The sequence below is a fragment of the Streptomyces sp. NBC_00104 genome, assembly GCF_045160825.1.
Lineage (GTDB): Bacteria > Actinomycetota > Actinomycetes > Streptomycetales > Streptomycetaceae > Streptomyces.
Window position 1 is genome coordinate 1,532,949 of sequence record NZ_CP108215.1, and the last position, 13,005, is coordinate 1,545,953.

Sequence of the window (13,005 nt, forward strand, 5' to 3'; positions counted from 1 at the left end):
GCATGACCCGTCGGGCCCGGTGTCACAGGACCGCGACCGGATTGACGGGTGAGCCCGTCCCGCCCGGGACGTTCAGCGGGGCCACGACGAGCAGGAACTCGTACCGCCCCGCCTCCGCGGTCGCGTCGGCCAGCGCTTCCAGGTCGAGGTTGTCCAGCAGCGGCACCCCCATCGCGGCCACCGCCAGGGCGTGCACCGGGGAGTGCACACCCTCCACGGGCGAGGGCCGCACATCGCTGTCGCCGTCGCCGCCGAGCAGCGCGATGCCCCGTTCGGCCAGCAGGGGTACGGCGTCCACGTGGAACCCCGCGCTCGCCACGCCGGGGTCCCAGGCGCCGAGTTCCCTACGGCGGCGGACGTGACCGGAGCGCAGCAGCACCGCGTCGCCCTCGCCGATCGTCACGCCGAGCGCCTCCTCCGCGGCGACGACGTCCCCGGCGCGCACCGCCCGCCCCGGCTCCAGCCACGGGACGCGGAGGACGGCGGGGAGGTCGAGGAGCACCCCCCTCGTGACGAGGGGCCCGAGCTCCGACACCGCGCCGAACCGGGCGCCCCCCGCGTCGACGGCCTCGCGGGCCGGGCGGCCGTCGTAGAGCAGCCCCCGGTAGGCGATGTGGCTCAGCGCGTCGAGATGCGTGACGCCCTTGCCGTGGTAGTCGGCGGCGATGAAATCCTTGTGGGTCGTGGGCTCCGGGCTCTCCACATCGCCGAGATCGGTCATGTGGTGCAGAGCCGGCTTCTGGTTGTCCGGGCCGGGCCGGGTGTTCCAGGGCAGCGCCATCGGGACGACCACGCCGGACCGCACTCCGGCCACGGCCCGCCGCACATGATCCTCGGTCACCCGGTTCCAGGCCCCGCGATCGGCCCTGCCCCAGCGCCCCCATGTACGGACCGTCCCGAAGATCCCGTCGAACTCCCGACGGGAGACGGCGGGTCCGCTGCCGCTCCCGGAGGTCGGCTCGGGAGGCGGCGCTGCGGCGGGGTTCGAACTCATCCGTACTCACCGTTCACCTTCGGCGCGACATCCGGGAGGACCGATGTCCGAAAAGTACCTTACGGCGCCTGCCGAGGCGGCGGCCCCACCGCGACCGCCCGGCGCGGAACGGGGCATCGAACCCGGGGGTCTTGAATGCTTGATTCAGCAGCTCTAGCCTCTTTCGATGGCTTCAATCACCCCTCGCCTCCCACGCCCCGAACGCCCCCACAGACCCCCCACATCCCCCACGACCCGCAGGCCCAGGAAAGCCCGGCGTCTGCGCTGGGCCCTGTTGCTGGCCCTGAGCCTGAGCCTCCCCTCCCTGCCCTCGGCCGCCGCCGCGCCGTCCGCCGCGAAGCCCCCGCCGGTCCCCGAGGTGTGGCCGACGCCCCGGCACATCGAGGGCGGCGAGCGTCAACTCGCCGTTCCCGGCCGGGTGGTGGAGGTTGTCGGGCCGGACACCGACCCCGCCGCCCGCCGGGTCGTCGAGGCCGCGCTGCGGGCGGCCGGGGCCGACCGGATCGTCACCGTCCCGGCCGGTGAACGCCCGCCCGCCGCCGGACTCACCGTCTATGTCGGCGGCCCCGGCGAAAACCCGGCGACCGAGGGCGCGTTGCGGCGGCTGGGCGTCAAGTCCCCGGCCGGGCTGCCCGCGGAGGGGTACGTCCTGGCCTCCGGCCGCCACGCGGGGCGCGCCCTGCTCGCTCTCTCCGGCACCGACACCACCGGCACCTTCTACGCCGCCCAGACCCTCCGCCAGCTCCTCACCCGCAAGCGCCTGCCCGAGGTCACGGTCCGCGACTGGCCCACGGCCAAGCTGCGCGGCGTCATCGAGGGCTTCTACGGCACCCCGTGGACCCACGCCGAGCGGCTGCGCCAACTCGACTTCTACGGCCGCACCAAGCAGAACGTGTACGTCTACTCCCCCAAGGACGACCCCTACCTCCGGGAACGCTGGCGCGACGCGTACCCGGCCGCCCAGCTGGGCCGGTTGCGCGAGCTCGTCGACCGGGCAGCCGCCCACCACGTCCGCTTCACCTACGCCCTCTCCCCCGGCCTGTCGGTGTGCTACTCCTCGGCCGACGACGTCACGGCGCTGGTCCGCAAGTTCGCCTCGCTGTACGACATCGGCGTGCGCTCCTTCGCGATCCCGCTGGACGACATCAGCTACACGAAGTGGAACTGCGCGGCGGACGAGGAGAAGTTCGGCAGCGGGGGCGGGGCCGCCGGTGCCGCCCAGGCCCAGTTGCTGAACCGGGTGTGGGAGGAGTTCTCCGCCGGGCGCACCGGGCTCCAACCGCTGGAGATGGTCCCCACCGAGTACTCCGACCTCGCCGACACCCCGTACAAGAAGGCGCTGCGCGAGCGGCTGGACCCGGACGTGGTCGTCGAGTGGACCGGCGTCGGCGTGATCGCGCCGACCATCACCGCCGCGCAGCTGCGGCAGGCGCGGGAGGTCTACGGGCACCCGATCCTGGTCTGGGACAACTACCCGGTCAACGACTACGTCACCAGCCGTCTCCTCCTCGGCCCCTACACCGGCAGGGAGGCGGACGTGGCCCGTGAGTCCGTCGGCGTCACCGCCAACCCGATGGTGCAGGCCGAGGCGAGCAAGCTCGCCCTGTTCACGTCGGCGGCCTATCTGTGGAACGCGGACGCGTACGACCCCAGGGCGGCCTTCCTCGCCTCCGTCCGGGATCTGGCGGGGCCTGGCGCCGCCAAGTGGCTGCGGATCTTCGCCGAGAACAGCTACTCCTCCCAGCTGGACGCCACCGAGTCCCCGACGCTGACCAAGCTCGTCGCCGACTTCCGCGAGGCGTACGAGGAGGACAGCGGTCTCGACCGGGCGGCGGCCGCGCTGCGGTCCTACTTCACCGACATGGCGGCCACACCCTCGAAGTTGCGCGGCCGCCTCGCCAACCCCGGTTTCCTGAAGGAGACTTCGCCCTGGCTCGACAAGCTCGGCTCGTACGGCGGCGCCGGACTGACCGCCGTGGATCTGCTGCTGGCAGGCAAGCGGGGTGACGCCGAGGCAGTGTCGACGTACTGGAACCGGCTGCGGAGCGAGCGCAAGGCGCTGGACGCGGTCCCGCAGCAGGTGTCGCCCGGGGTGATGGACCAGTTCCTGTACAGCGCGATGCTCCAGCACGCCCCCGACCCCGGCGTCGACGCCTCCTTCGCCCCGGGGTCGCTCTCCTTGAAACCCGGGGCCTCCGGCACGGCGACCCTCCGTTTCTCCTCCTCCGCCGAGGCACGGACGGTGACCTGGAAACTCGACGTGCCGGACGGTGTCACCGCCTCCCCCGCCGAGGGAACCGTGACCGTCCCCGCCGGGGGCAGCGCCTCGGCCACCGTCACCGTGACCGGTGTCGCCGAGGGCGTCCACTCCGTCGTGGTGTCCGGCTCGGGCGTCCTCGACCGGGCGATCCCGGTCCGGGTCACCGACGGGGACGGCACGCCGCGCGCCCTGACGGCCAACTTCAGTGGCGCGTCGGTCAGTTCGATCGACCTGTCGTCCGGCAAGAGCACGGACATCGCCGTCGGGAACAACCCCGGTGACGTGGTCGTGAGCGCCGACGGCCGTACCGCCTACGCCGCGAACCAGGGCTCCGATTCGGTCAGTGTCATCGACGTGGCGCGCGGCACGGTCACCGGCACGGTCGCGGTGGGCCGCGTCCCCGCCGGGCTCGCGGTCACACCGGACGGCGGCACCCTGTGGGTCGCCAACTACACGGACGGCACGGTCCAGCCCGTGGACACAGGCACACTCAAGGCCGGTGCGACCGTCACGGTCGGGTCGGGGCCGGAGAACATGGCGATCACCCCCGACGGCCGGACGTTGTACGTGGCGAACATCCACGACAACACCGTCACGCCGGTCGACCTCGACACCCGGAAGGCAGGGGCGGCGATCCCCGTCGGCCCCCGCCCGTTCAACGTCGTCGCCGCACCGGACGGGAAGCGGGTGTACGTGTCCAACTCCGGTGGTTCGACCGTGACTCCGATCGACACGGCGACGAACGACACCGAGCCGACACTCCTGGTCTCCGGCCAGGCGTACGGCCTCGGCCTGTCGCCGGACGGGCGGACTCTGTGGGTGAGCCCCAGCACCGGGGACCACGTCACGCCCGTCGACACGGTGACCGGCGCCCCCGGCGCGAAGGTCACCGTCGGCAGGTCCGCCTTCGATGTCGGCCTGGACTGGGACGGCGGCACGGCCTACGTCACCACGGCCGACGGCAACAGGCTGGTGCCCGTCGACACGGCGTCCGGCACCGCCGGGGCACCGCTGACGACCGGCGCCTATCCGCTGGCGGTCGCGCTGACGCCCGTACCGGTGCCGTAGGGAATCCGGGGGTGATCAACTGGCGGTACGCCGGATCCGTCCGGCGTACCGCTTCTCCAGCTCCAGGTTGCCCTCGAAACCGCCGGGCACGTTGGCGGAGACATAGACCGGAGGGCGGTCACCGGAGGCGAGGAGCTGGGCGGCCGCCTCGGCGACCGTCATCTGCACGAGCATGACGCCGGTCAGGGTGGACAGCGCGCACACGGCACCGCCGGTCGGCAGCTCCAGCAGCGCGTCGCCGCGCGGGGCGGCGTTGTCGAGGACCACGTCGGCGAGGTCGGCGAGCTTCTTGCCGCTGGGGTGGGTGGCGGCCACGGAGTGGGTGTGGGCGAGGGAGGTGAGGGCGAGGAGGCGGTGGCCGCGTTCCTTGGCGTGCAGGGCCATCTCGACGATGACGTTGTTGACACCGGAGTTGGAGACGACGACGAAGAGGTCCTGGGGGCGGGGGTCGGCCAGCTCGTAGAGGCGGACCGCTATGCCGGGCTCGCGTTCGAGGAGCGGGTCGTCGAGGCCGCTGGGGTGGTCGCCGCCGAAGAGGACGAGGTCGGCCATCTGGATCCGGTTGGTGGGCACGAAGCCGCCCGCGCGGCCGGCGAGTTCGAGGACCAGGGCCTGGGAGTGGCCGGTGCCGAAGGCCTGGACGACGCCGTCCTCGCGGACACAGTCGGCGATCAGCGCCGCGGCGGCGCTCACGTCGGCGCGCGCGGACCCGGTGAGACGGTTCAGGACGGCCAGGCCCTCGCGCGCGAAGCGGTCGGCGCTCACCGGCTCGGTCACGGACTCGTTGGCGGACTCGACGGACACCTGAGACTCCCCACTGGTGGATTGAACCACCCCATACACACCTATCAGTGAATCACTGAATCACAGGCTCGGCATCGAGGGCAATGGCGCAGTTCACCCCCGAGTGCGGCAGCAAAGTCCGGTCCTGGTATTCAGCCATCGGGTCAACGGGTGGCTGATACCTTCTCTGCATGCCCTCGACCGATGTCACCACCCTGATCCGCACCGAGTTGCCCCGGCTGGCCGGCTCCCTGCGGAAGGTCGGCGAGCTGATCCTGGAGGATCCCGCCGCCGTCACGCACTGCTCGGCCGCGGAGCTGGGCCGCCGCACCGGCACCTCCCAGGCCACGGTCACACGGTTCTGCCGGGCCATCGGCCTCGACTCCTACCAGCACCTGCTGATCGAGCTGGCCCAAGAACGGGGCCGGGGTGAGTCCTCCGAGTGGGGCAGCGCCGAGATCGGCCCGGACATCTCCCCCGACGACAGCCTGGAGCGGGTCGTCCAGGTCGTCGGCACCGCCGATCTGCGGGCCGTCCAGCAGACCATCGACCGGATCGACCTGGACTCCGTCGAGCGCGCGGCCCAGGCCGTGGCCCGCGCCCGGCGCGTCGACGTGTACGGCGTCGGCGGCAGCGGCGCGGTCGCGCAGGAGACGGAGACCCGGCTGTTCCGCATCGGCTGCGCGGTGCGCGGCTGGACCGAGGTGCACGCGGCCACCACCTCGGCCGCCCTGCTCACCCCGGCGGACGTGGCGATCGGCATCTCCCACTCCGGCGCCACCCGCGAGACGATCGAGCCGTTCGAGCTGGCCAAGGACCGTGGCGCCACCACCGTCGCCCTGACCGCCGACCCGCGCTCACCGCTGGCCCGCGCCGCCGACATCCGGCTCATCTCCTCCTCCTCGGAGACCAGCTTCCGCACCGGCAGCATCGGCGCCCGCCACTCCGTGCTGATGCTGATCGACTGCCTCTACGTCCGCGTCGGCCAGCTCTCCTACCAGCGGGCGAGCGCCTCCCTGGCGCTGACCGACCACATCGCCGGCGCACACGCCGTGAAGTCCCGGCGGAGCCGCTGACCGGGCCTCGGTTACCCCTTCGGGCCGACCGAGTATGCATGGATGAATCAACCAGTATTCCGATGCATGGTTGATTGAACCATCCCGCGCTGCCAGGATGGGGCTCCGCCGAGCACTCGTAGGAGCCTCATGCGCGTCATCTCTGTCGAGTCGACCGAGCTTTTCGTCGGGACGGAGGACCAGCCGCACCAGGTGGTCGCCGTCGAGGTCGAGCACGACCCGGGCCGGCCGGTCCGGCTGTGTGCGGAGGGGCCGGGCGTGCGGGGCGTCGGGGAGACCGCCGTCACCGTCGGCGAGGACGGGACCGTACGCGCCGAGATACCCGTGGCCGTCGACGGCCTCGTTCCCGGTGACCGCCGCGAGATCACCGTCACGGCCGCCGACGGGGACCGGGTCGTCCGGCACAGCGCCGGGTTCACGGTCGCCGAGCCCGGCTGGACCATGTTCATGGTCAGCCACTTCCACTACGACCCCGTCTGGTGGAACACCCAGGCCGCCTACACCGAGACCTGGGACGTGGCCGACGACCCGGCCGTCACGGGCCTGCCCGCCCGGACCTTCGACTCGCGCGGGCAGAGCGGGATGAGCCTGGTGCGGGCCCACTGCGATCTGGCCCGGCGCGACCCGGCGTACACCTTCGTGCTCGCCGAGGTCGACTACCTCAAGCCCTACTGGGACGCCTTCCCCGAGGAGCGGGCCTTCCTGCGGCAGCTGATCCGCACCGGCCGGGTCGAGATCATGGGCGGCACCTACAACGAGCCCAACACCAACCTCACCGGCGCCGAGGCGACCGTACGCAACGCGCTGTACGGCGACGGCTTCCAGCGCGGGATCATCGGGGCCGCGCCGGAGACCGCCTGGCAGCTGGACGCGTTCGGGCACGACCCGCAGTTCCCGGGGCTGATGGCGGACGCGGGGGTCACGTCGAGCTCGTGGGCGCGCGGCCCGTTCCACCAGTGGGGGCCGACCCTGTCGGTGTTCGGCGAGGAGCCGCGCGACCCGCAACGGATGCAGTTCCCGGCGGAGTTCAGCTGGATCGCCCCCTCCGGGCGCGGGCTGCTGACCGCGTACATGGTCAACCACTACGGCGCCGGCTGGGCCATCGACAACGCCCCCACCCTGCCCGAGGCGGAGGCCGCCGCCCTCAAGCTCTTCCGGGGACTGAAGAAAGTCGCGCTCACCCGCAACGTCCTGCTGCCGGTCGGCGGCGACTACGCCCCGCCGTGCCGCTGGGTCATGGGCATCCACCGCGACTGGAACGAGCGGTACGTCTGGCCCCGGTTCGTCAGCGGCATCCCCCGGGACTTCTTCGCCGCCGTACGGGCCGAGCTGGAGCGGGAGGGGCGCACGGCGTCCCCGCAGACCCGGGACATGAACCCGGTCTACACCGGCAAGGACGTCTCCTACATCGACACCAAACAGGCCCAGCGGTACGGCGAGGCGCTGCTCGCCGACGCCGAGGCCTGGGCGACCCTCGCCTCCCTCACCACCGGGCACCCCTACCCGGACGCGGCCCTCGACAAGGCCTGGCGGCAGCTGATCTACGGCGCCCACCACGACGCCATCACCGGCTCCGAGTCGGACCAGGTGTACATCGACCTGCTCACCGGCTGGCGGGAGCTGTACGACCTCGCGGAGACCGTGCACGCCGACGCCACCCAGGCGCTCGCCGACCGGGTCGTGCCACTGCCGGGCGACGGCACCGACCTGGTCGTCTTCAACTCCGCGACCTGGCAGCGGAGGGACGTGCTGAGCGTCGCCGACCCCGGCCGGGTCCCGCTCGACCACACGGGGCTGCCGCTGCCGGCCGTGCGCGAGGACGGCCAACTGAAGGTCGTCGTGCCGGAGGTGCCCGGCATGGGCCTCAAGGCGCTCGCCCTCGCGGAGGGTTCGGTGGCCGGCTGGACGGCCGGCGAGGGCACGACTATCCGCAACGAGTTCTACGAGGTCACCGTCGACCCCGCGCGCGGCGGCGGCGTCAGCAGTCTGCGCGCGCTCGCCGAAGCCGGGGCCGACGGCGAGGACGGCCGGGAGCTGCTGCGCGCCGGGGACATCGGCAACGAGCTGGTGGTGCAGGAGGAGTACCCGAGGCACCCGCGCTTCGGCGAGGGCCCCTGGCACCTCACCCCGACCGGCACCACCGCCGCCCGCAGCCGGGACGTGACGGCTGACATCGATGTCGAGCACTCGTCGGCCGGCTCCCGCCTCACCGTCCGCGCCGACCTGGGCCTTTTCCGCTACACCCAGCGGCTCACGCTCTGGGCCGGCGTCGACCGGCTGGACGTGACGACGACCCTCGACGGCTATGACGGCGCCGACCGGCTGATCCGGGTCCGCTGGCCCTCGGACGTGCGCGGCGGGCTGCCGGTGCACGAGGTCGCGGACGCGGTGATCGGGCGTGGCTTCGGGTTCGTGGAGGTGGACAGCGAGCAGTTCCCGTGGACGCTGGACAACCCCGCCAACACCTGGTTCGGGCTGGGCTCCACCGCCCGGGTCGCCGTCCACGACGACACCGGCGCGCTCCTGGGCCACCGGTCGGTCGGCGTCGCCGAGCTGATCTTCAGCGACTGGGACACCGCCGGTGAACTGGGCACCCCGCTCGCGGCGGCCCTGGTGCGCACGGGCGTCACGGCCACCTCGACGATCGCGGGCGGCCCCCGCTACGGCGATCTGGAGGTCGACTCCAACCTGCCCGACATCCGTATCGCCGTCGGCGGCCCGGAGCGCAACTCCCTGGTCGCCGAGGCCCTCGGCTGGGACCCGGCCGCCGCCCGCGAACTGCGCCGCCAACTGGCCCGGGACGGCCTGGCATCGGTGTGGGTGGCTCCCCGCGCCTCCCTGCGCGAGGAGTGGGTGCCCGGCGCCGACCTGCGCGACCTGGAGCGACTGCCGCTGCTCGTGGTGGCGGGCGCCCGCCCCGAGGACGACGCGAAGGCCGTCGACGCGCTCGTCGCCGACCTGGACGACGCGACCGTACGGGCCACCGCGGCCGGCGGTGGCGAGGCGCTGCCGCCGGGCGACGCCTGGGACGGGCGGGGCTTCGCGATCCTCAACCGGGGCACCCCGGGGTGCGTCGTCACCTCCTCCGGCGATCTCCACATGTCCTTGATGCGCTCCTGCACCGGCTGGCCCTCCGGTATCTGGGTCGACCCGCCCCGCCGCACCGCCCCCGACGGCTCCGGCTTCCAACTGCAACGCTGGTCCCACACCTTCGAGTACGCGGTCGTCGCGGGCGAGGGCGACTGGCGCGACCTGAGCTGGCCGCGCGAGGGGCACGCCTTCAACCATCCGCTGACGGCGCGACTGCGGGAGCCCGACCATCCGCTCACGGCACGGCTGCGGGAGCCCGCCGGGGCACCGGCCGGCCTGCCGAGGTCCGCGGCCCTGCTGGCGCTGGAGCCCGAGGGCAGGGTGGTGCTGGACGCGTTGAAGCCGGCCGGGTCGCCGCTGGCTCGGGGCGGTACCGCGCCCGCGGACCCGGCGCGCGGGGTCGTCGTACGGGCACACGAGGTGGACGGACGGCCGGTGCGGGCGCGGGTGACGGGTCCGTCGGTGTGGGCCGGAGGGAGCCGGGCCGACGTCCTGGAGCGGCCCGGTGAGGCCCTGACCCCCGGCACGGACGGGGCGTTGGAGCTGGACCTGACGGGGTTCGAGGTGGCCACCGTGCTGGCCTCGCCGGTGGACGGCCGCCGGATCGAGGGCCCGGGTGTCGCCGCGCACGAACCCGCGCAGCCCGTGCACACCCGGTACTGGCTGCACAACTCCGGCCCCGCGCCCCGGGGGAACATGCCCGTGGCCGTCTACCTCTCGCCGGCCGCGCTGACCGCCGACGGCCCGGTCACCGCGACGGTACGCATCTCCTCCGAGCTGACCGACGCGCCGGTGTCCGGCACGGTGGCCCTGGAGGTCCCACCCGGCTGGCGTGCCGAGCCCGCCGAACTGGCCTACGCGCTCGGTCCCGGCGGCTTCTCGCTCACGGAGGTCACCGTGGCACCGCCGCCGGACCCGGTGCCCGGCCGTTACCCGCTCGCCGCGCGGCTGGCGTACGGCGGGCAGACGTTCGAGGACGTGGTCGCCCTGGACGTGCCCGGCGAGGCGGCGGAGGGCGAGCCCGACGGGCGGACCGGGCCGAGTGTCGTGCTGGAGCTGGGCGTCGACCGGGTCGAGGTGCGCCGGGGCGAGCGGGTGCGCGTGCCGGTGCGCGTGCGGAACACGACCCGGGGCCCGGTGAGCGGAACGCTGTGGGCGCTGTCGCCCTGGGGCACCTGGGCGGGCGTCGAGCCGGGCCTCCAGGGGTTCGCCCTGGCCCCCGGGGAGAGCGCGGACCGCGTCGTCGAGGTGGACGGCTCGGCGGTGCCCCCGGGGTCGTACTGGCTGATGGCGAAGGCCGGCTGGCACGGCTGCGTGGCCTATACGGAGGCGGTCGTACTGGAGGTGACGCCATGAGCGGGCACCCGGCGCACGGCGACCGCACGGTACCGGGCGACCACGCCCCGCCGCACAGGCACCCGGCGCACGGCATGCACGCCGAGCCGGGCGGACGCCCCGCACCGGCCGGACACGCGGAGCCGGACGAGTACGCGGGAGACAGCGGCCACGTGGCGCCCGGCAGCCATGCCCCGCCGCACGGGCACCCGGTTCCGAGCCCGCACGCGGCGCTCGTGGGCGGTGAGACCGTCCCCCGGGAACGGGTCGACGCCGTACTGGACGCCGTGCCCGCCCGGGACCGGGAGGCACGGCCGGAGGGGCAGGCGCGAGCGGAGCGGCAGCGGCGGCGATGGGCGACGCAGGTCGTCGTCGCGGACGAGCTGGCCCGGCGGGCGTGTGCCGCGCGGGGGCTCGCGCCACCAGCCGAGCGGGCGCCGGCGCGGGGGCTCGCGGTGTCCGGGACCGAGGTCGCCGACCTCGGCAGCATCATCGCGGTGGCGCTCGCCCACTCCCCCGCCGCGCGCACCCTGCTGTCGGCTCTGGAGGCCGAGCAGAGGGTGCCGGAGAAGGCCGTACGGGGCTACTACGACCGCAATCCGGACCGTTTCCTCACCCCGGAGGCGCTGCGGCGCGGGGTCGACCCGTACGGCGGGGCGGGACCGGGCGACTTCCTGCCGTACGACGCGGTCCACGACGACGTCGTGCGGGAGCTGCGGCGGGCGATGGGGCGGCAGGCGTTCTTCGACTGGCTGGACCGGGCCCGCGCCGACGTGGAGTACACGCCGGGGCACGAGCACCCGGGCGACCCGTCGCACCCCGACCACGAACACCGCCACTGAAACCCGCGGCCGACGACCCACCGACGACTCACCGACGGCTCACCGACGACTCGGAACCTAAAAGCAACACGGCTAGGCATTGACCTCCGATGAATTCTGGTCCACCTTTTCATCAATCGGAGTCCAAGTTGGTGATTTGAACCAGCAGCGTGACCCAGCAGCTGACTGATCGCAGGAGGCAACATGCGCGCGAGAAGACTGACCGGATGCGTGGCGGGCGTCATCGCCCTCACCCTGACCGCCGCCGGCTGCGGCCTGTCGGGCGGGGGCTCCGACAGCGGGGACGCCACGGCCGGCGGCTGCAAGGTCGACGAGGGCAACGTCGGTTCCGGGAAGCTCACCGGCGACGTCAAGGGGACGATCACCTTCCAGACGACCAACCTGAAGAAAGACTTCGGCGGCTACTTCAACGGCGTCATCAAGGCCTTCGAGAAGGCCCACCCCGACACCACCGTGAAGTGGGTCGACGACCCGGGTGACGCCACGTTCACCCAGCGCCTGGTCGCGGACGCGCAGGGCTGCACGCTGCCGGACGTGGTGAACATCAACGTCAACACGGCGATCGCGCTCACCAAGAACGGCTACCTGCTCGACCTGGACAAGAAGGCGCCGGACGCGGGCGAGCCGTTCGTGCCCAACCTGTGGAAGTCGAGCAGGTACGCGGACTCCTCCGGCGCCAAGGTGCACAGCGTGCTGCCCTGGTACTCCGGCGGCATCGTGCAGACCTTCAACACCGACCTGATGACGAAGGCGGGCCTGGATCCGGCCAAACCTCCGACGACTGTGCTCGGTCTGTTCGAGGACGCCCAGAAGGTGGCCGAGGCCTCGGACGGCAAGTACTACGCCTTCCTCGCCAACCCGCAGCTGCGCATCCCGGCCGACTGGCAGCAGATGGACATCGGGATCCTGTCGTCCGACGGCAAGAAGTTCACCTTCGCCGACGACCCGAAGACCACGCAGTGGGTCGAGGCCATGACGAAGCTCTACAAGGCCGGCGGCATGCCGAGGGACTCGCTCTCCTCCACCCAGGACCCGGCCAACGTCTACGGTCAGGGCAAGCTGGTCTACGGCCCGACGAACCCCAACTTCCTGCGCTTCATCCAGCAGAACAACCCGAGCGTCTACAAGAAGACCGGGGTCGCCCGCTTCATGCTGGACGACCTGGGCCACACCGTCGGCGCCCCGCAGTACGTGGGTGTCGCGTCCACGAGCAAGAACGCGGCGACCGCGCTGTCCTTCGCACGGTTCCTGACCAACGCGGAGAACCAGCTGGAGTGGGCGAAGGACCCGAACGTCGTCATCTTCCCCTCCACCACGGCCTCCCTGGACGACCCGTTCTTCCAGTCGGTCAAGGGCGACGACCCGTTCGCCGAGGCCCGCAAGATCGTCGCGAGTGACCGCAAGACCTCCACCGCCGACGAGATCGCCCTCACCCCCGGCGAGTTGAACGCCATCACGGCCCAGATCCAGCTGGCCATGCAGGGCAAGAAGAGTGCCCAGGACGCCCTCGACGAGGCCCAGAAGAAGGCCAACGAGCTGATCGAGCAGGGCAGTTGA

Annotated in this window: 7 protein-coding genes; 5 read left to right on the forward strand and 2 right to left on the reverse strand. The window is 72.7% G+C overall.

The genetic code is table 11. The annotated features are described in order from the left end of the window. Positions 1-22: 22 nt before the first annotated feature. Positions 23-994: a cyclase family protein gene (locus OG272_RS06590; RefSeq protein ID WP_328222540.1), complete on the reverse strand. Its 972-nt coding sequence runs from the start codon at positions 992-994 to the stop codon at positions 23-25. Positions 995-1,160: 166 nt separating this feature from the next. Between OG272_RS06590 and OG272_RS06595 the strand changes: the two genes are divergently transcribed. Further along, a complete protein-coding gene (locus tag OG272_RS06595) occupies positions 1,161-4,322 on the forward strand; it encodes a beta-N-acetylglucosaminidase domain-containing protein (RefSeq protein ID WP_328222541.1) in 3,162 nt (1,053 codons plus the stop codon). A gap of 15 nt (positions 4,323-4,337) precedes the next feature. Here the strand turns inward: OG272_RS06595 and OG272_RS06600 are convergent, their stop codons facing one another. Then, entirely contained in the window at positions 4,338-5,126 is a 789-nt protein-coding gene (locus OG272_RS06600) for an SIS domain-containing protein (RefSeq protein WP_326584426.1), read from the reverse strand. A gap of 170 nt (positions 5,127-5,296) precedes the next feature. Between OG272_RS06600 and OG272_RS06605 the strand changes: the two genes are divergently transcribed. The 4 genes from OG272_RS06605 to OG272_RS06620 all read left to right on the forward strand — a co-directional run bounded on the left by OG272_RS06605 (position 5,297) and on the right by OG272_RS06620 (position 13,005). Continuing rightward, positions 5,297-6,181, forward strand: coding sequence for a MurR/RpiR family transcriptional regulator (locus tag OG272_RS06605; protein ID WP_326584425.1), 885 nt, complete (start codon positions 5,297-5,299; stop codon positions 6,179-6,181). A 129-nt stretch (positions 6,182-6,310) separates the two neighbouring features. After that, positions 6,311-10,627 carry an NEW3 domain-containing protein gene (locus OG272_RS06610; protein WP_405892837.1) on the forward strand — a complete coding sequence of 1,439 codons (4,317 nt, stop codon included), beginning with the start codon at positions 6,311-6,313 and terminating at the stop codon, positions 10,625-10,627. Positions 10,628-10,701: 74 nt separating this feature from the next. Next, positions 10,702-11,448 carry a peptidyl-prolyl cis-trans isomerase gene (locus tag OG272_RS06615; protein ID WP_405895992.1) on the forward strand — a complete coding sequence of 249 codons (747 nt, stop codon included), beginning with the start codon at positions 10,702-10,704 and terminating at the stop codon, positions 11,446-11,448. Between the two features lie 183 nt (positions 11,449-11,631). Continuing rightward, positions 11,632-13,005, forward strand: coding sequence for an extracellular solute-binding protein (locus tag OG272_RS06620; protein ID WP_327730824.1), 1,374 nt, complete (start codon positions 11,632-11,634; stop codon positions 13,003-13,005).

Coding starts and splice junctions, on each gene's coding strand:
- OG272_RS06620 (WP_327730824.1), top strand. CDS start 11,632: ATGCGCGCGAGAAGACTGACCGGATGCGTGGCGGGCGTCATCGCCCTC.
- OG272_RS06615 (WP_405895992.1), top strand. CDS start 10,702: ATGCACGCCGAGCCGGGCGGACGCCCCGCACCGGCCGGACACGCGGAG.
- OG272_RS06610 (WP_405892837.1), top strand. CDS start 6,311: ATGCGCGTCATCTCTGTCGAGTCGACCGAGCTTTTCGTCGGGACGGAG.
- OG272_RS06595 (WP_328222541.1), top strand. CDS start 1,161: ATGGCTTCAATCACCCCTCGCCTCCCACGCCCCGAACGCCCCCACAGA.
- OG272_RS06590 (WP_328222540.1), bottom strand. CDS start 994: ATGAGTTCGAACCCCGCCGCAGCGCCGCCTCCCGAGCCGACCTCCGGG.
- OG272_RS06605 (WP_326584425.1), top strand. CDS start 5,297: ATGCCCTCGACCGATGTCACCACCCTGATCCGCACCGAGTTGCCCCGG.